Genomic DNA, 19,314 nt, shown 5'->3' with positions numbered 1-19,314 from the left:
AAGCTGACTTTAAATCAAAAAACTCCAATATGGAACTATTGTGACATTTTTCCTGTCCCACTAAACAACAGTGAGCTGCATACACTCTCGGCAACTGATGTACGTTTTTTCTCCCGGCTAGGTTCTATATATTGCTTAGAAGTAATTTTTTGTAAGTACGTTGCTCTACTTGACTTATCTTCGATAAATAATTTTTCCATAGATTTTTTTGTGACCAGTAAGACGCCAACCCTATTTAGGGGGAGGTAAGCTTCACTACTTTTAACCTGACGTGAATGCTAACTACATCGCTTTATTGAACCGGAAGGTGTGGATAAAAAGGAGAGTAGGTCACTCAGCTAATCACTATATGGGTCGATATTAAACTTTTGAGTAGAACCAAAAACCCACACAGAAGTTGGAAATTTCATCGAAGCTCAAGGGGATTGGCACTAATGGGACGCAATTGTTAGTAAATAGTGATGCAGCCATAGGTTCTAGGGTCGGTTGAGCAAGTGGTTGATTGAGGGGGGGGGGGGTTGGCACTGCTGGAGCTTAGATCTTAAATTGGTACATTGAATCTTATGGATTAGTTCAGACCAAATCTGACACATTCTCTTTGAAAGAGGGGTTTACTAATTTCGCCGGTAAAAAAAAGCCCGTGGCGCGAACGCCACGGGCTTTGCTAAGAACTTACGTTCTTAGAAGGTGTAACCTACATTCAGGTATACGGTACGGCCGTAGCCGTCAGAGTAACGCGGATCGAAGCCTAACTGGTGGCCGGCACCGCTGGTGCGCAGTGTGCGCGGCGGCTCCTGGTCGGTTAGGTTGTTGATACCGAGTTTCAGAGTTAGCTGATCTTGCATCAGCGCAACTTGGCTCTGGACGTCGAAGGTAACGTAAGAAGGTATACGCAGCTGTACATCCTCATATACGATCTCTTCAGTTCCTACACCATTTTCGTCATAAACAATTTCAGTTACATAATTACCGTCATCGTCGATCAGGCCAATAGTATTAGCCTGGTCCAGGTAACCACTGCGGTAGCTCATGCCCAAGTTGTGGATGAAGTTACCGTGAGACAGAGAAACACCCGCGCGGATCTGGTTACGGAAGGTTACACTGTCATCAGAGCCGAATTGACCCATGCTGGACCCGTAGAGAGAGTTTTCGTTCTCTATCATGTAGGTTCCGCCCAGGGTGAACATCATTTCACCGAAGGAAAGTTCAATAGATTGCTCGAAGCGGTAGTCGATACCACTTACTTCTGTCTCACCGACGTTAACAAACGCTTGAATGATACCTAGTTCATCACGACCAGTGGAGCTATTGGTAACCGGCACAAATAGTTCACGGTATTGTTGCCAGTTCTCAAATATCGTCTGCTCGGTCAGGCTATCCACCTGGTCTTCAATGGAAATATTCCAGTAGTCAATAGTGGTAGTGAAGCCACTAGGGGTATCAAGAACAAAACCGAAGGAGTACTGAGTAGAAGTTTCTGGGGATAGCTCTGTATTTCCGCCACTCAGAACCTGAGCCTGGAAGCCGGTTGATGTAAGGCAGAGGTTGCGTAACGAATCGCCAGCAGGGAACGGGCAGTCGTAAGTGCCGGAAGTTACACCAAAATTTACTAGAGGGCGAGCCAGCTCAATCATTGAGGGTGCCTTGAAACCAGTACCGTAAGAAGCACGGAAAGACAGGTTTTCAGTTGCGGTCCAGCGAGTGCTCAGCTTGTAAGTAAAGTCAGACTCAGAGCTGTTCACGGTGCCAAGATTAACATCATCAACTACTGCGTCGACACCGCCGATACGGTCATAACGTAGAGATGCGGTAAAGTCTAAAGAGTCTATTACCGGGAGCAGGACTTCAGCGTAAGCGCCGTAAGTGTCGCGTTCCAGGTCGTAAGAGGTACCGGGCTGTTCGAACAGGATAAGTCCATTTTTGTTGGCGTCGGAGATGCCCCGCTCGTAGCTATTGCGACGGACGTCGATACCAGCTGCCAACTGGGCTTCACCGCCGTTCATGCTGAAAAGCGGCATATCCATGGATAGGTCAAAACCAGTTGTAGCGGTTTCTGTAGTCGTGTTGTTGCCAATGTACTTGGTGGGCTCAAGCAGTGTGGCGGTATCTTCTGGCAGGTTGTCTGCTGTCTCGAAGATATTTACCTGGCCAGTGCCGAGCAGTTCACGGAACTCTTTGGCCAAAAGCCAGCCGTCCGGATAGTTTTCTTCCTGGTCGGTAGTGGAGTGGAAAACCGCCCCTTCAAAATTAATATCACCAACAGAGCCATTTACACCGCTAACGAGGTGCAGAGCATCGGATTTCCATTCTGTTTGACGGTTACCCGCAGCCAGGGCACGCCAGGTGCCGGCAACTTGATCGATGTCGGTTATGTCAACGCTCGCATATGGTAGTACATAATCCTCAACCAACTGAGAGTCGAGGGGTAGAGGTACCCCGCCAGTTGGGTAAGGCGCGATCTTGGTAGTCATGGTTCGCTGGGAATAAACCAGTTCGCTGAAGCCTTCCAGGTTGTCGCTAATGCGGTATTTGCCGGATAGGAATATGGAATCAGTTTCTTTTTCCGGGAGAATGAAAAGAGTGCTGGTGTAGTCGAAAGCACACAAGTCGCCGGAAGGAGCGTTATCTGGGGCACAATTGCCGTTCGCTTTTCGGTATGGGTTGAAGGACTCGCTTATCGGAGCTTCATTTTTATCTTTATTATTTTCAGCAGCCCAGTTCTCACGCCACTCTTCAGTGTAATAAACGAAAGCGTTACCTGGGATGGCGTTCGGAGAGCCGTTGAAGAACAGTCCGGTGTTGCCAGTAGCTGGATTGGTTACCTGAATAATACCACTGCTGGCCCAGTCGCGGTCTTTCGCAGCAAGCTCGCTCTGCTCGTTGTGGCTAAAACTCCCCATGATGGTAAAGCCGTCTTCGTCGAGATCACCGAAGCCACTTGTTATGTCAAGCGAGGCAATGTCGCCGCCGCCACTTGCTTGAGGTTTGTCATAGCGCACGCTAACTGTGGTGGCGTCTACTTCTCTCTTGAGAATGAAGTTTACAACACCGGCAATAGCGTCGGAGCCATACAAGGCGCTTGCACCGTCAGTTAATACTTCAACACGTTCAATAGCGGCCAGAGGGACGTGGCTCAGGTCTACCGTGCTGCCAGAGGTAGAGGAAACCATGCGACGGCCGTTCAATAGAACCAGGGTGTATTGAGAACCGATATCGCGCAGGTTAGCACTTTGAATTCCGCCGCCGCTGCCACCAACAGAGTCAGCTGCAATTGTCATACCCTGCATGGAAGTTATCTTGGACATCAGTTCAGGTGCGGAGGTCACACCGGTAGCTGCGATATCCTCAGCATTCATTACCTGAATTGGTAGGGCGCCTTCAAGGTCGACACGCTGGATGCGGGACCCTGTAACTACAACCTCTTCAACTAAGGTTGCGTCTTCCTGAGCAAATGCGGGCATAGCCGGAATCATGATCGCTGCTGCGGTAAGGCCTAAAGCCCCCTTTACAGCCGCGGACAGGAGATTCTTTTTCATTGTCAATCCTCTCTTGATCGTTGGATTTATAATCTGTTGTCAAAATTGACGAGTCTTGAAAGCAGCTACCCCCAAGTGGCCACTTTCCTCCCAACATACCTCTTAACGAGTGGCATGAAGATCCCCTCAAAAAAAATCTCATTTTTTTGCTGATACTTCGTTATGGGTGTTTTGGCAGGTTTGGGAGCAGGAGAGATGAGTTGTTTGAGTGCTTGTTGCTGATGCTGGGATGGTTATAGCTTTAGTGAAATGGAGCCATACCAGTATCGTCCGGTCAGATCATAGGTGCGGTGGTCAAAGTTGTTCTCTGTCGCCGTTATCGCGAAAGGAGGTGGGGTATCAAATAGGTTGTTGATTCCAATTGCAAGTCGAAATCTATTTGAAGGGTTGAATGAGAATTGTGCATCGTGGCTAAGCCAACTGTTTATATTATTAGTTACGATTTTGTCGCTATGGGCGAAGGTTTCTTCTGTGTCGCCGACAAAGTGCATGGTATAACCGGCCTTCCACTGGTTGTTACTCCAATAAATCCCCGCATTGGCTTTAAATTCTGGCAGTGAGCCTGCTCCGCCGGTTGTGGTATCTACAAAAGTGCCAGCCAACTCTTCTTCAGGTAGTCCGGGGGCTCCTTGGTTTAGGTAGTTCAACATATGGCTTAAGTTCATTGCCAGGTTGAGCTGCCCAAACTCACCTATGGGTAGGTCATAACGGAGCGAGATGTCGTAACCACGGATAGTTCTGCGGCCTTTATTGATTCTTGTGGCGAGAATTTTAGTGATTTCACCGCGCTCATCTCTGAGTACTCTATCACTGAATAGTCCGGCATAGGCATTCTGCTCAACCAGGAACTGCGGGTTGCTGCCAATAACATCCTCCTGCTGGATGTTAAAGATTTCGAGAGCGGCGCTTAATCCCTCTATTTGTTCCGGAGTCCAGGCTAGGCTGGCGGTGAGGGTTTTTGAGGTTTCGGGCGTAAGGTCGGGGTTGCCCCCAAACTCGGTAAGATATTGGATTCGCGCATTATCGGTTTGGGAGGAGCAGCCAGTGAGGCTGGCTGAGCTGTTACTTGTACAGGGGTCAAAGATAAACTCCTGACTTTGGTAGCCCTGTTGATACATATCGGTAAGGGTGGGGGCCCTGAAGCCGCTGGCGTAGCTAATCCTTAGGTTTATGTCATCTAAAACCTGCCAGCGGATAGCGAGCTTGGGGTTGTAAGTATTGCCAAAGTCACTATAGCTGGATAAGCGGATTGCTCCATCTAGCCAGAGTTTATCTTCCTGAATTGGGATTGAGACTTCCGCAAAGGTTTCTTTAATAGTACGTGAGCCTTGGGTTGCCCCTGGGGCGTGCCCTCCAATATAGGAAAGGCCGTCCAGGTCATTAGAGTCGCTGGTCAGGGCCTCATGCCTAAGCTCAAATCCTATCGCGGCTAAAATTTCTCCGGACCGGTTTTCCCCTAGGGTTCCGTCTGAGATAAAGGTGAGGGACTCCATTCGCGTGCGGCTTTTAGTCGTGCTTACCCCTCGAATAAATTCCAGCTGTTCTTGATCAATACTGCCGCTGGGGCCGAGCAGGTTTATAGGAATACAGCCATTGCTAGTATTACAGCTAGCAGGTCCCTTCAGGCCCTGGGAGAGTGCTAGAGGATTTATAAGATTGCTGAGCTTTTCAGATTTTTCTGTTCTCTGAAGAGAGGTGTTAAGTTCCCAGTGCCAAAGGTTGCGAACTCCTTTGATTCCTGCGTTAAGCCTCCAGGAAGTGGTGCGATTTTCTTGGATGCGTGAGCCCAGTTCCGTAACACGCCTCCTAACATCTGTAATTGCTTGGTTGAAAGGATTGTAAATATTGTCTGCCGCTATTGTCAGATCACCGTTATCGAAGCGAGTGAAGACTGGGGAGGGCGCCTTGGTCGATTCTCCAGAGGTGTGTAGGCCCATCACTTCCGTATATATCAGGGTGTTATCTGAGAGGTCGAAGTCGGCAGATAGGTACGCGGAGTTGCTTTGGAGTGGGGTGACAGCGGAGGTATAGTCGTTGTAATCGTAGCGGTCCTCCAGGGACCAGTCCCGATAATCCCTGGGGGTTGTAGCGGTTAAAGTTGTGCTGCTATCAAGGGCGATAAACCCCTCGGGAATGGCTGACGAACGCTTATCTGTGCCGCCAAAATTACGGCTGTCAGCGGACTCTGACAAACTGCGGTCGCGGCTCATTATTGAGCCTTGCTTATATTGCGCAAGGCTGAGCATTACATGGCTGCGTTCACCATGTCTTCCCCATGTTAAATTGTGTGATTCAGTCTCACGATCACCGGCTTCTGACTGCCCGTAGTAGCTATCTATGGATAAGCCTTCGAAGTCCTTGCGAAGGATGATGTTGATAACTCCAGCGATTGCATCCGAACCATAAACCGCAGATGCGCCATCTTTTAGGATCTCTACGCGCTCGACCAAGGAGAGGGGAATCGTGTTGAGATCTGTAGCCTCTCCATTGTATCCATCGCCAATAATGCGGCGGCCATTAATTAACACCAGGGTATTACTGGCGGGGAGATAGCGAAGAGAAACTATGGCTGTTCCGTCATCCTCCTGGCTTACCGAAGTGCTGGTGGAGTTTCCGGATACTGCCGGCAGAAATTTGAGTACATCGGAGACAGTTTGCGCTCCAGTGAGTTCAAGTTGCTCTCTGGTGATTCTGTCGATGGGGGCGTAGCCATCTAGTTGGTAATGTCGCAAGTGACTGCCAGTGAGGCTTTGCCCGGTAACCGTGATCTCTTCAGGAGGCGAGCTGAATTGTTGTTCAGTTTGAGGAGCTGAGTTCTTATCCGGGATAACCGCATAAGAGGTTGGGCCGATACGGTGATAAGAGAATGGGAGGTCTTTTAATAATTGCTCAATCGTTGCTTCAAACTGACCCTGCTCGGTGTTTAGTGTCTGTTTGGGTAGTTTAAATAAGGAAGCTGAGGAGGTTTGTACCAAAATAGAGATTTGGCAGTGTCTTCCCAGGAAGATAAGGGCCTCAGGCAGAGAGCTTGCGGGAAGTTCGATACTGGGCTTTGGACACAGTGCACTAGCTGCGCTATTTGCCGATAGCAGAAGTGCTAAAAAGGTTGTAACCCAGTGCCTTGCCGTCAAGAGGTTGCCCATTTTTATTGCGTTCAGAGCATAAAATTTCGCTGAACAGTTGTATCTATTGTTTTTGCGGGCGGGGGAATGGTTATTTGCTCAATAATCGACCGCCATTTGGGACGGTTATAACCTAGTTGTGCTTGGGAGACAAGATAGTCAGGTTGTTATTGCTGTGATCTTGCTGAAGATCTAAGGCAGTGGTAATGGCTTCTAGTGTGTTATCTGGGTCGGATACAGCAAATGTGCCGGATACTAAACGGCTCTCAACTTGTGGGGCAGCGACGACCGGAACGGCTAGATAGCGGTTGAGCTCTTGCAGGGCTTCTTTAAGGGGAGTTTTCTCAAATACTAGGATGCCTCGGGTCCAGTCTGTTGCCTGTTCCGGTGAGGTGTGCTGGATTTGGGTGAGGCCCAGGGTAGATACGCTGACCTTTTGGTTTTTGACGAGGGTGACGGACTCGGGGGTTAGGCCGGGTGTTTTTTCCGCTTCACTGACAGAGACCTTGCCTTCTGTCACCGATACCCGGGTGTTCTCCGGGTTCAGCTCCACATTAAATTCGGTTCCCAAGACGCGAATATTTGCGCTGCCGGCGGCCACTGTGAATGGACGAGCAGTCTGGCGGGCCACGTCAAAAAAGGCCTCTCCACGAAGAAGCTGTGTCTGCCTCTCTTTGCGGCTAAAGTTCACGCGGAGTTCACTATTGGAGTTCAGTTTTATTTCGGACCCATCTGCAAGGCTAACAGTGCGAATCTCGCCTAACTGCGTTGTATATATTTGTTGGTCAATTTTGCCGCTGCCTAACCATTGCAGGCCTATCCAGACGGCGAGAAAAGCGCCGCAGGTAGCGAGCCCACCACCAATAAGCCATTGCGGCAGGCCCCAATTAGCGCTCATAGCACTCTGTGCTTTTCTCGATTTCCGCGCTTCTCCACTATTTTGAGGTGGGGAACTCGGTACACTCTCGGGGAAGAGCTGATCGACTGGCATATGGGCGAGAGCACCCAGGTCGCCCCAGAGTTCTACCACCTCATCGAAAGCTTGGCGATGGGCTTCCGTGGCTGCCAGCCAAGTTGCGAATTCGCGCTTTTCCGCGTTACTCATAGCCTCTGAGCGTAAACGGGCAACCCAAGCACAGGCCTGGTCCAGGCACTCATCGCTTGTTTGATGTTGGGGGTTGCTGTTCATACTTGCTCTAGTAGTTAGGAGTTAAATAGTGCTTTAAGAGTGGGACTCTCGTCTCAAAATTTAAGGTATCTTACTCAAATTTGACCGACTTATACGATACTGGCGAGTGTAAAGGGATTCCTACGAAATAATTGCAATGCCAGGGCTCTCTTTGGCAGCAAATAATTCTGAAAGTGCCTCGCTTTACAGGTTTGGCCGGATCTTTAAGTTCGCTCTTGCACACTGAGACGGCTGAGGAGGAGCCCCCCTCAACAAAAAATGATGGGCTTATGGAGTGGCATTGTGGGCTCTAGGAGCTGGGGTCTACTTTGCGCCGGCAGGCTTTTAGGGCCTGTAGAATATATTTCTCAACGCTGCTTACTGAGATATTCATTTCATGGGCAATCTCGCTGTAAGAGAGTCCACGCGTTCTGTGTAGTAGGAAAGCCTGTCGACACTTCAGTGGCAATTTGTCCATTGCCTCGTAGATGGACTGCAGTTGTTGGCGTGCAGCCAACACCCGCTCCGGAGATTGGTGGTCGGCGTGATCATCGCTATGAGACTCGCCCTCCAGCGAGGCTTGCTGGTTGAGGTACTCCATATGCAGTTTGCCCCGACGCAATTGATCCACTGCGAGATTGTTGGCGATTTGGTAGAGATAGGCGCGGGGATTCTCCAGCTCCTTTTCATCGCTGAGCTTTTGCAGACGCAGGTAGGCGTGTTGCGCAATATCCTCGGCATCGTCTGGACTTTTGACAATGCGTGCGACAAAGCGCACCAAGGCTTGGCCGTGCTCGGCAAACAGCCTTTCCAGAAGCGTCTTCCTGGCTTTATTCATTGCGTATTGCGTTCCCCGTCCCAGGCTCGCTTTATCGTTGTGAATTGTTTGTTCTTAGTGCGAGCTGGCGCAGTTATATCACAAGGATGGCTTCGGCTACGAGTGGCGCGAAACGATCTCTTAGGGTGATAGTTTGCTATCCGCTATGCCTCGTCGCCTATGCCGGTATAATGGCGCCCGCGCCAAGAGCGCGTGAGATATAAGTTGGCAGAGGTGTGTCGAGCACCGGAGACTGGATGAGCTATCAAGTACTGGCACGTAAATGGCGCCCGCGTCTTTTTAAGGAGATGGTGGGGCAGGAGCACGTGCTCCAGGCACTGATCAATGCCTTGGATAACGGCCGGCTGCACCACGCCTATCTGTTTGCCGGTACTCGGGGAGTGGGAAAGACCACAATTGCCCGAATTCTGGCCAAATGCCTGAACTGTGAAGAGGGTGTCAGCTCTGAGCCCTGTGGACAGTGCAATGCCTGCAATGAGATAGCCGATGGCCGTTTTGTCGACCTGATCGAGGTGGATGCGGCATCCCGTACTAAGGTGGAGGATACCCGCGAATTGCTGGAGAACGTCCAGTATGCTCCGACCAGAGGGCGCTACAAGGTCTATCTAATCGACGAAGTGCATATGCTTTCCAACAGCTCCTTCAATGCTCTGCTGAAGACTCTGGAAGAGCCGCCTCCCCATGTGAAATTCCTGCTGGCTACCACAGACCCGCAAAAGCTGCCGGTAACCGTGCTGTCCCGCTGTCTGCAATTCAAGCTCAAGAATATGAGCCCCGAGCGGATTGTCGAGCACCTGCGCTTTGTGCTGGGTGAGGAACAGGTGCCCTTTGAAGAGGGGGCGCTCTGGCAGCTGGGCCGTGCGGCCGATGGCAGTATGCGCGATGGTATGAGCCTCACCGACCAGGCTATCGCTTTTGGCGGTGGCAAAATCAGCGAGGCCGAAGTGCGTGGCATGCTCGGTAGCATTGATACCGGCTTGGTGTGGAAGCTACTGCAGGCCCTGGCAGATGAAGATGCGGCGGGGCTGTTTGCCGCTGTCGCTGAGCTGGCCCAACAGGCCCCGGACTTTGGCGCCACCCTGGCGGAGCTCTCCGATAACCTGCACCGCCTGGCGGTCGCCCAAATTTTACCCCAGTCGGTGGATAACGCCCTGGGGGATGCCGATCGGTTGCGGGAGCTTGCCGGTCGAATAGCTCCGGAGAATATACAGCTCTACTATCAAATGGCCCTGCATGCCCGCCGCGACCTCCCCCTGGCCCCAGATCCGCGCAGTGGCTTTGAGATGGCGCTACTGCGTATGCTGGCGTTCCGTCCGCAGGGCGTAGCGACAATTCCAAGGGCCGAATTGCCTGAAACGGCTGCTAGTGCCGAAGCTCAGGCGGCTCCTAGAGAGCGGGCACCGCAAGTGCCTACCGAGCAGGAGAATGTTGGCGAAAAAAAGTCTGAAACTGTGGCTCAGCGCTCCGAGAGTGCTGTGGCTGTGGAGACTCCAGAGTCTCAGGCTGAAGAGGTTGTGGTTGAGCCGAATGAAAGTCCCGTACAGAGTCCAGCATTGGACAGCGGGTATACGCCACCTACATCTGAAGAGCTTGAGCCCCAGCAGCCTCAATACCATGCGGAGCAGGCCAGCGAGATTGCGCTGGATACCCAGACGGCGATAGCTGAGCGGCCACTAGAGGCTCCCAGCGCTCAGCCCTCAAGCTCGCGGGAGGGGGTACTGGCTGAACTTCGCCAGCGCGTCGCGGAAGTCGAAGCTTCTCCCTCTGCGGTAGAAAACCCGGCTCCCACTAGAACGGAAGCGGTTGCTAAGGTTGTTGAAATACCGCCGGCACGCTTTGATGCCCTTACACCCGGTAGTTGGCCGGCACTCTATAAGCAGTTGGGCGTCAGCGGCATATTGCACTCGATCGCGCAGCATCTGGAGCTAGTGGGGCGCCAGGACAATATACTTTCCTTTACCCTGGACGAATCTTTTAGCAGTCTCTATGACGAGGTGCATCAGCGGCGTCTGGGGGACTTGCTGGGAGACTTTTTCCAGCAGCCAGTTATTGCACAGATTCAGGTGGGGCAGGTACAGGGCAGTACGCCGGCACGTTTGGCTGCGGCGACTCGCGATGCGCGTCTAGCAGCAGCTCGGGATGCCCTTACCTCAGACCCCCTGGTTCAGGAGCTTCAGTCCGAGTTGGGGGCTGAGTTAGTGTCAGATACCGTCGAGTCCCTGGCGAAGGCGGATTGATAGAAATTTCGATTGCTCGGCGTCTAACCGGGCTCACACATAATAGAGATAGAGGTTACCTATGAAAGGTTTGGGCGATCTGATGCAACAGGCCCAGAAAATGCAGGCCGACATGCAGGAAAAAATGCAGAAGGTACAGCAGGAGTTAAATGAGCTACGCGTGTGCGGTGAATCCGGCGCGGGTATGGTCAAGGTCACCATGAATGGCCGGCACGACGTTATCTCTGTGGAAATCGACCCTTCCCTGCTTTCCGAAGACAAAGAGATGTTGGAAGATCTTTTGGCAGCGGCGGTGAATGATGCTGTGCGCCGAGCTGAGGAAAAGGCCCAGGAGTTACAAAAGCAGCAGGTGGGTAACCTCGCTTCCGGCATGAATCTGCCGGAAGGCTTCAAGTTTCCATTTTAAGGGCAGAGCCCGGTTGTTTAGCCTTATATGTTTAGTCCCCTAATCGAAGAGTTGATTCGCGCGCTGCGCTGCCTGCCCAGTGTGGGCCCTAAATCGGCACAGCGCATGGCGATGTATCTGCTGGAAAAGGATCGCGACGCTGCAGAGCTACTGGCGCGCAGTTTGGCTCAGGCGGTGGAGAAGGTTGGCCGCTGTCAGCAGTGCCGCACGCTGACCGAAGAAGCCGTGTGCACCCTATGCAATAACAGCCGCCGTGAACAAACCTCTCTCTGTGTCGTCGAAACTCCGGCTGATGTATTGGCGATCGAGCAGGCTGGTAACTACCATGGCCGCTATTTTGTGCTGCACGGGCACCTGTCTCCGATTGATGGTATCGGCCCCGCGGATCTTGGTATGGACCTGCTGGAGCGCAGATTGGCCAGTGAGCCGTTACAGGAGTTGATCGTCGCCACCAATCCCACAGTAGAGGGGGAGGCGACAGCCCAGTACATTGCCGAGCGCGCCAAAGCGCAGGGAGTGACTGTCAGTCGTATCGCCCATGGCGTTCCCATTGGTGGTGAGCTGGAATATATCGACGGCGGTACCCTGGCACACGCCTTTAATAGCCGCACCGCCTTCTTCCCCCCAGCAGAGTAATCCCGATGGTTGAAATAGATACCACTCCGCGCTGGGTGGACTCCTGCGAGCAGTTGGCGGCTTTGTGCGCGCAGTGGCGACAGCAGCGCGCTGTGGCACTGGATACCGAGTTTATGCGCAGTCGCACCTTTTATCCTCAGCCGGCCCTGGTTCAGGTTGGGGATGGTCGGCACTGCTACCTCATCGATAATCTCGCCATTGAAGATCTGCAGCCGTTGCGTGATCTGTTGCTGGATACGGCTGTTACAAAAATTATGCACAGCTGCAGCGAGGATTTGGAAACTCTGGAGCGTCTGCTGGGGGTGATCCCCGAGCCCATTTTTGATACTCAGATCGCCGCGGCAATTAGTGGTATGGGGGCGGGCCTCGGTTACGCCGCCACCGTACGCGAACTGTTAAATATCGAACTGCCGAAGAGCGAAACCCGCTCCGATTGGTTGCAGCGCCCTCTCAGTGATGCGCAGAAAACTTATGCCGCACTTGATGTGGCCTGGCTGCCAGTTCTCTATGGTGCCTTGCTGAAGCGCCTGCAGGAGCAGGGGCGGGAGACCTGGTTGGTTGAGGATTGCGCAACGTTGGTAGAAACTGCGCGAAGCCCACAATCCCCTGAACTTTATTACCAAAAAGTGAAGGGGGCCTGGCGTCTGCGTGGCAAACAGCTGGCGGTGTTACAGTACCTCTGCACCTGGCGGGAGTGTGAGGCGCGAACCCGAAATATGCCGCGCAACCACCTGCTCAAAGAAAATCTCTGTATGACTCTGGCCCAACAGCTGCCGCGGCATAAAGGTGCCTTGAGCCAGGTCGGCCTCGAGGGGCGCGCACTGCGAGAGCATGGCGATACGCTGTTGCAGTTAATTGCCCAGGCCCTGGAGCGCAGCGACTTGCCGACGCGTTTGCCGCAACCGCTCAACCGGCAACAGGGGGAGCTGTTGAAGTCACTGCGTAAGGAAGTTGCCAGTATTGCGGAGTGCGAAAAGCTGCCTGCAGAAATTCTGATCCGCAAAAAAGAGTTGGAAGCCCTGGTTCTTGCCCGTGATCCCCAACTGCAGGGGCGTCTCTGTGGTTGGCGCGCCGATGTGGTGGGCCGTCCCCTGCTTAAAGTTCTGCGACATCTGCGCAAAGAGGAAATGAAGTGAAAGTTCTGTGTGATATTTATCGCAGCCTTAATAAAGAAGAAATGTATTTGTACGTCGATAAGCGTGAGGGGACTGCGCGGGTGCCTAAGAATCTATTGGAATTGTTCGGCAGCCCCCAACATGTCACCACCATGCTGATGACTCCTGAGCGCAAGTTGGCGCGTGCAAATGCCGACAAGGTCCTGCAAGAGGTGCGTGTGCAGGGTTACTATTTGCAGATGCCACCGATAGCCGATTCTGAAATGCGCGAGATCGCAATAAAGAACAGCAAACTGCAGCGCTGAGTCAGACTTATGGCACAACTGCCTTTTTGGCGTCGTAAAACACTGGAGCAGATGACCGAATCTGAATGGGAGGCACTCTGCGATGGCTGTGGACGCTGCTGCCTGCACAGCCTGGAAGATGAGGAGACCGGTGAATTCTACAGCACCAATGTCGCCTGCCGTCTGCTGGATACAGATTCCTGTCGATGTAGCCAGTACGAGCGGCGCAAGGAGTTGGTGCCCGGATGTGTTCAGTTGCGGGTGCAGGATATAGACCAATACACCTGGCTGCCGACTACCTGTGCCTATCGTCGCCTGGCTGAGGGGCAGCCACTACCCGAGTGGCATCCGCTTGTCAGCGGCGATAGGCAGTCTGTACATAAAGCGGGTATGTCTGTACGTGGCAGTGTTATCAGCGAGGAGCTGGTTCACCCGGATGATATGGAAGAACATATCGTCACTTGGGTGGAGGCCGGTTAAGCCGTTGAGGCCTTACCACTGCTTCCTGCTCTGGGCGGGAAATATAGAGTAAATAAAAAAATGTCTGAAGATTTTCAAATTGCCTGGTTTGTTTATGCCGGCTCGACTCTGGTGTTGCTGGCTGCCGGTTGGTGGTTTATGCGCAACTGGCGCTGGAGTTGGTTGCGTCGGACCTTTCTACTGCTATTGGCTGCGGTATTTCTGGTGCCGGTAAAAATACCGGTGGCCGAATCAGTAGCTATGCCTGTATTACCTCTGTATCTCTACCAATTATTATTTGAAGAAAATGGAGCAGCGCCGGAAGTAACCGCAAACCTGGTGTTTGCCGCAGGCGGTGCTTTGGCGGTAATGGTCGTGTGGGGGCTGGTTTCACTGCTATTTAAATTTCGTCGCGAACGCCGCCGTCGTTTCGATGAAGACCCATACTTCAACGAACAGTAATGGGATTTTGCATCCAATCCTTTCTAGAATCCTGGGCCTGTCGTAACTAGGCCCACGCCCTTTATTCGCCTGGTTATCAAAGGCGTTACTTCCTTTCTCTAGCATCTCTATTGACGGTGACAGCTGCTATATCTATTAAGCTGCTTCCGTGCTTGGCGCGAGGCCAGACGAACCGGCTTAATGGTCACAGCCCAATAGACAAACCCACCGCCGGAAAATGATGATTTGTACTTTTCCCAGGGTTTTTAACTGTTCGTTGGAATGGGTTGTTTATTGGTATGCCGGATTCACTACAGATAATGCTTATATAAAGTGCCCTTGGCGTGGATTTCCGCCCATATTCATGGCGCAGGCTGCCAGATGGCTGAGGAACCCTGATGCTCGACCACCTGCTGATTCTCACTGCGGTAATGCTGGTATCGGGCATTCTCGGTGGGCTGGTGAATTATTATCAAATGCTGTTTACGGAGGAAGATCCAGCCGGTCTCGCCCGCTGCCTGATAATGGGGCTGTGTGGTGCCTTGATGGTGCCGATTTTCCTGAAATTTACCCAGAGTGATCTGTTGATCGAAATCCAAGGCGACCCCTCGCGCCTATTGATCTTTACCGGTTACTGCCTGCTCGCCGCTATCGCCTCCCGTATGTTTGTGTTTAATGCCGCGCGCCGCCAACTGCGCGATGCCAGTATCGCCCGCGCCCGGGTGGAAAACCTGGAGCAGGAACTGCGCACCATGCAGCTGGAAATGATGCCCTTACTAGAGCATGAGATAGAAGGGGATCTGGAACAGGGGCCGGCGCTGGATTTCAATCAGATTCGCAAGTTGGACGACAATGCTCTGCAGGTACTCAACCTGCTTAATGGCGGCGAGTGTGTGTTTCGCTCCCTGAGCGGCATGGTGCAGGATAGCGGTATGGAGACCAATTCAATCGCCCGCGCCCTCAACAGCCTGCTGGTGCTGGAAATGGTGGGCAAAATCCACAGTCACCTGGGCATTCGCTGGTATATCACCGGTAAGGGACGTCAGGTAGTACACCGCCGCAGTACCCAGATGGCCTGATGCCCAACTGTTAACCCCCCTTCTAATGCCTACTCGGGCTGGTCATCCAATTTGATCGTTCCCGCCTCGCCACTCGCCCCGTTGTTCAATTATCATTCGCTAAATCTGAAGATAGCGTGATGACAGGATTGGAGTAAGCATGAAATTTACCGGTACCGATAGCTATGTAGCTACCGAAGACCTGCAAATGGCGGTGAACGCAGCCGTCACCTTACAGCGCCCCCTGCTGATCAAAGGCGAGCCGGGCACCGGCAAGACGCTACTCGCGGAACAGGTTGCCGAGAGCCTCGGGCTGAAGTTGATCCAATGGCATATCAAGTCCACCACCAAGGCCCAGCAGGGGCTCTACGAGTACGATGCGGTATCGCGCCTGCGGGACTCTCAGCTGGGAGTGGATAAGGTTCACGATATCGCCAATTACATCAAGCGCGGCAAACTGTGGGAAGCCTTTGCCGCGGAAGAGCGTGTGGTGTTATTGATTGATGAGATCGACAAAGCGGATATCGAATTCCCCAACGATCTGCTGGTGGAACTGGACCGCATGGAATTCTTCGTTTATGAAACTGGAGAAACCATTAAGGCCAAACACCGCCCCATTGTCATTATTACCTCGAATAACGAAAAAGAGCTGCCGGATGCCTTTTTGCGCCGCTGCTTCTTCCATTACATCAGCTTCCCCGATCGCGATACTATGCGCAAAATTGTCGATGTTCATTACCCAGAGATCAAAGGGCAGCTGGTTGCGGAAGCCATGGATATTTTCTTCCAGTTGCGCGAAGTGCCGGGCCTGAAGAAAAAGCCCTCCACCTCTGAGCTGATTGATTGGTTAAAGCTGTTGATGGCCGACGATATTCCCGAGGAAGTACTCAAAGATCGCGATAACAGCAGCGCCATCCCTCCGCTTTATGGGGCCTTGCTGAAGAATGAGCAGGATGTCCATATGCTTGAACGCCTGGCATTTATGGCGCGTCGCGACAACCGTTGAGTGGGCGTTGTTGCTTTTCATCAGGGGTAAATGAGCGCCCCTGATGATATTCCGCTCGGTATGGCCGAGTATCTTTTTCCCTGTGCTGACCGCGAATTACTATGCTGATTGGCTTTTTCCTGAATTTACGCCGTTATAAATTACCGGTATCCATCACCGAATTACTGGCTCTGCTGGAGGCTTTGCAGCAGCGTCTGGTGTTTGCTGACATGGAGGAATTTTATTTTCTCGCCCGTGTCTGCCTGGTGAAGGATGAAAAACATTTCGATAAATTCGACCGCGCTTTTGAGGCTTATTTTAAAGACCTGGAAACCCTTGACGATATCGTCGAGCAAATGATCCCGGAAGATTGGCTCAGGGCGGAATTTCTCAAGCAGTTAAGCGAAGAAGAAAAGGCCAAAGTCCAAAGCCTCGGTGGTTTGGAAAAATTGCTGGAGGAGTTTAAAAAGCGCCTCGAAGAGCAGAAAAAGCGTCACAGTGGCGGCAACCGCTGGATAGGCACCGGTGGCACCAGTCCCTTCGGTAATAGCGGCTATCACCCGGGGGGTATTCGGGTGGGAGGAAAGGGGCGCAATCGCTCGGCATCCAAGGTCTGGGAAAAGCGCCAGTTCAAAAACCTGGATGACAGTATCAGCCTGGGAACCCGCAATATCCAAGTGGCCCTGCGCAAGTTGCGTAAATTTGCCCGCACTGGCGCGGCGGAAGAGTTGGACCTGAATAACACCATTTCCTCCACTGCGCGCAATGCAGGCTTGTTGGATATCAAGATGGTGCCCGAGCGGCACAACGCAATAAAAGTGCTGATCTTTTTCGATGTGGGCGGTTCCATGGACCCCTATGTGCGTGTGTGTGAAGAACTATTCTCTGCTTGTCGCTCAGAATTTAAGCATCTTGAGTATTTTTATTTCCACAATTTTGTCTATGAGCATGTGTGGAAAGATAACCAGCGGCGCTATAGCGAGAATACGTCTCTGTTGGAAGTACTGCGCACCTATGGCAAGGACTACAAGGTAATCTTTGTCGGCGACGCTTCCATGGCACCCTACGAAATTACCAGTCGCTTTGGTAGTGTCGAGCATATGAATGAAGAGCCCGGGGCAGCCTGGATGGAACGTATTACCGATACTTACCACAATCTGATCTGGCTAAATCCAATTGATGAGGAGTATTGGCAGTATACGCCCAGTATTGGTATGACCCAGCGTCTGGTAGATGGCCATATGTATCCGATGACCCTTGAGGGATTGGATCGGGCGATTTCCTATTTAGTCAAAGGCCGCTAATAGCAGGGTTAATGAAGGTTCCTTGCAAGAAACTCTAGTCTGAGGGATTTTAGCCAAGGAATTATCTGCAGGCGGCACGCTTCTGTGCCGCCTAATAATTTTAGGGTTAATAAAGTGTTATTTTTTATTACCACTAAAGTGTTTTGGGGGCGTTCCCTCGTGATCCGCGGTGATGCTGATTTCTTCTCTGGTGGTTTCTCCCACCGTGACATGCACCTCTTCGGCACCGTGCATCCAATCCACCAGCTTTTCTCGAATCAAATACAAAATAAAACCAGCCACGATGGCCGTGAGTGCGACACCGCCGAAAGTGGCGAGCGGACCGGAAACGCCCACTAATTTACCGATTTCTGCCGCCCCCTTATTGGCGATGCCGATAAACGCAAACCACAAACCCATCATTAAGGATAAGTAGCGTAGGGGAGATAATTTGGTCACGACAGAAAGCCCGATAGGCGATAGACATAACTCACCAATGGTGTGAAAAATATAGGCAAAGACCAGCCACCAGATGCTCGCTTTGATGGTCTCGGAATCGCCGATTTGCAGTGCCGCGCCGCACATGGATAGAAAACCGATCCCAAGAAATACTAACCCCAAACTGAATTTGGCCGGTGAACTTGGTTCGCGGTCGCCCATACCTACCCAGATGCTGGCCATAATCGGTGCGAGGATAATAATAAATAGTGGATTGACCATCTGCAGCCAGCTGGCGGGAATCTCCCAGCCAAAGATATTCAGGTCGGTGCGGTATTTGGCAAAGAGGTTCATTGATCCGGCGGCTTGCTCAAAGCCCGCCCAAAAAACCACGATAAATACACCCAGAACCAGAATGACTTTAATGCGATCCCGCTCTTCCTGTGTGAGTGGACGATGTTTACTCTCTTCCTCGTCTTTTTTATTTTTCAGTTCCAGATGAGCGGAGGGTTCTACACCTATTTCCCCCAGGTAGCGCTTGGCTTGGGTCATTTGCAGAATCAGGCCCAGTAGCATACCAATGCCTGCAACAATAAAGGCGAGCTGGTAGTCCACCTTCTCCCCAATCCAACCTACAACCAAATAACCGAGAATGGAGCCCAGGTTGATGCCCATATAGAAAATGGTAAATGCAGTATCGCGGCGATGGTCCCCCTCTTCGTAGAGGTCTCCGACCATAGTGGAGATATTCGGTTTAAAGAAACCATTACCGATTATCAAAAGGGCCAACCCCAGCCACAGCATATAAATCTCACTACCATTTGGTAGCCAGGCGTGAGGAAAGCCCAGGGAGAATTGTCCCAGCATCATCAGGGTGCCGCCGAACATAATGCAGCGGCGCTGGCCCCAGCGGTTGTCCGCCATCCAGCCACCGATAATCGGAGTCAGATAGACCAGCATGGCATACCAGCCCAGGTAGCTCAGGGCTTTGGACTGCAATTCAGTATCGGTGAGCTGTTCCCAGCCAAATACTGCGGCGGTGGCGGTGGAGGTCAGGTAGAAGACAAAAATACCGCGCATGCCATAGTAGCTGAGACGCTCCCACATCTCGGTGCCAAACAGCAGGAACAGCCCTTTAGGGTGGCCAAACAGCTGCCCGGCGCTGGCGGGGGGCTTGGGTTTGATCTCTTGCATAGTACCGCTCGCAAGGTGTGACCCGCAGACGTTGTGCTGCCACCTAGGGCAGTGCGCCTGTGAATAAAATCGCTATCTGGACCAGTATAGTTGAGCGCCACCAAGGGATTTTCA

15 protein-coding genes are annotated in these 19,314 nt (G+C 52.1%); 10 read left to right on the top strand and 5 right to left on the bottom strand.

The annotated features are described in order from the left end of the window. Window positions 1-680: 680 nt before the first annotated feature. From ACXAFI_RS15225 to ACXAFI_RS15210, 4 genes are all read right to left on the bottom strand, one after another. Window positions 681-3,536: a TonB-dependent receptor gene (locus tag ACXAFI_RS15225; RefSeq protein ID WP_475109493.1), complete on the bottom strand. Its 2,856-nt coding sequence runs from the start codon at window positions 3,534-3,536 to the stop codon at window positions 681-683. Window positions 3,537-3,769: 233 nt separating this feature from the next. Next, window positions 3,770-6,679, bottom strand: a complete 2,910-nt coding sequence (locus ACXAFI_RS15220) for a TonB-dependent receptor (RefSeq protein WP_475109492.1) — start codon at window positions 6,677-6,679, stop codon at window positions 3,770-3,772. A 112-nt stretch (window positions 6,680-6,791) separates the two neighbouring features. Then, window positions 6,792-7,847, bottom strand: a complete 1,056-nt coding sequence (locus ACXAFI_RS15215) for a FecR family protein (protein WP_475109491.1) — start codon at window positions 7,845-7,847, stop codon at window positions 6,792-6,794. 289 nt (window positions 7,848-8,136) lie between these two features. Continuing rightward, window positions 8,137-8,664, bottom strand: a complete 528-nt coding sequence (locus tag ACXAFI_RS15210; RefSeq protein ID WP_152451681.1) for an RNA polymerase sigma factor — start codon at window positions 8,662-8,664, stop codon at window positions 8,137-8,139. Window positions 8,665-8,900: 236 nt separating this feature from the next. On the opposite strand from ACXAFI_RS15210, the gene dnaX reads away from it, so the two are divergent. From dnaX to ACXAFI_RS15160, 10 genes are all read left to right on the top strand, one after another. Beyond that, window positions 8,901-10,901 carry a DNA polymerase III subunit gamma/tau gene (gene dnaX / locus ACXAFI_RS15205; protein WP_475109490.1) on the top strand — a complete coding sequence of 667 codons (2,001 nt, stop codon included), beginning with the start codon at window positions 8,901-8,903 and terminating at the stop codon, window positions 10,899-10,901. 61 nt (window positions 10,902-10,962) lie between these two features. Continuing rightward, window positions 10,963-11,307 carry a YbaB/EbfC family nucleoid-associated protein gene (locus tag ACXAFI_RS15200; RefSeq protein WP_152451685.1) on the top strand — a complete coding sequence of 115 codons (345 nt, stop codon included), beginning with the start codon at window positions 10,963-10,965 and terminating at the stop codon, window positions 11,305-11,307. Between the two features lie 27 nt (window positions 11,308-11,334). Beyond that, window positions 11,335-11,943 (top strand): recombination mediator RecR, encoded by a 609-nt coding sequence (recR, locus tag ACXAFI_RS15195; protein ID WP_252084680.1) that lies wholly within the window; start codon window positions 11,335-11,337, stop codon window positions 11,941-11,943. 5 nt (window positions 11,944-11,948) lie between these two features. Next, window positions 11,949-13,079 (top strand): ribonuclease D, encoded by a 1,131-nt coding sequence (gene rnd, locus ACXAFI_RS15190; RefSeq protein WP_475109489.1) that lies wholly within the window; start codon window positions 11,949-11,951, stop codon window positions 13,077-13,079. Further along, a complete protein-coding gene (locus tag ACXAFI_RS15185) occupies window positions 13,076-13,363 on the top strand; it encodes a YcgL domain-containing protein (RefSeq protein ID WP_475109488.1) in 288 nt (95 codons plus the stop codon). The genes rnd and ACXAFI_RS15185 overlap by 4 nt, the downstream gene beginning before the upstream one ends. Before the next feature lie 9 nt (window positions 13,364-13,372). Beyond that, window positions 13,373-13,822: a YcgN family cysteine cluster protein gene (locus ACXAFI_RS15180; protein ID WP_475109487.1), complete on the top strand. Its 450-nt coding sequence runs from the start codon at window positions 13,373-13,375 to the stop codon at window positions 13,820-13,822. Window positions 13,823-13,882: 60 nt separating this feature from the next. Continuing rightward, entirely contained in the window at window positions 13,883-14,263 is a 381-nt protein-coding gene (locus ACXAFI_RS15175) for a hypothetical protein (protein ID WP_475109486.1), read from the top strand. A gap of 377 nt (window positions 14,264-14,640) precedes the next feature. Beyond that, complete coding sequence (locus tag ACXAFI_RS15170) at window positions 14,641-15,321, top strand: YEATS-associated helix-containing protein (protein WP_152451697.1); 681 nt, start codon at window positions 14,641-14,643, stop codon at window positions 15,319-15,321. Window positions 15,322-15,460: 139 nt separating this feature from the next. Then, on the top strand, window positions 15,461-16,306 hold the full coding sequence (locus tag ACXAFI_RS15165; RefSeq protein WP_152451699.1) for an AAA family ATPase: 846 nt from the start codon (window positions 15,461-15,463) through the stop codon (window positions 16,304-16,306). 101 nt (window positions 16,307-16,407) lie between these two features. Then, window positions 16,408-17,589 carry a vWA domain-containing protein gene (locus ACXAFI_RS15160; protein ID WP_475109485.1) on the top strand — a complete coding sequence of 394 codons (1,182 nt, stop codon included), beginning with the start codon at window positions 16,408-16,410 and terminating at the stop codon, window positions 17,587-17,589. Window positions 17,590-17,706: 117 nt separating this feature from the next. Here ACXAFI_RS15160 and ACXAFI_RS15155 read toward each other — a convergent pair whose 3' ends face one another. Then, window positions 17,707-19,200, bottom strand: a complete 1,494-nt coding sequence (locus tag ACXAFI_RS15155) for a peptide MFS transporter (protein ID WP_475109484.1) — start codon at window positions 19,198-19,200, stop codon at window positions 17,707-17,709. Window positions 19,201-19,314 lie beyond the last annotated feature (114 nt).

Source organism: Microbulbifer sp. ABH2_005, assembly GCF_056160005.1.
The sequence above is the reverse complement of the archived record's forward strand: the minus strand, read 5'-3'. Positions and strand labels throughout refer to the sequence as shown.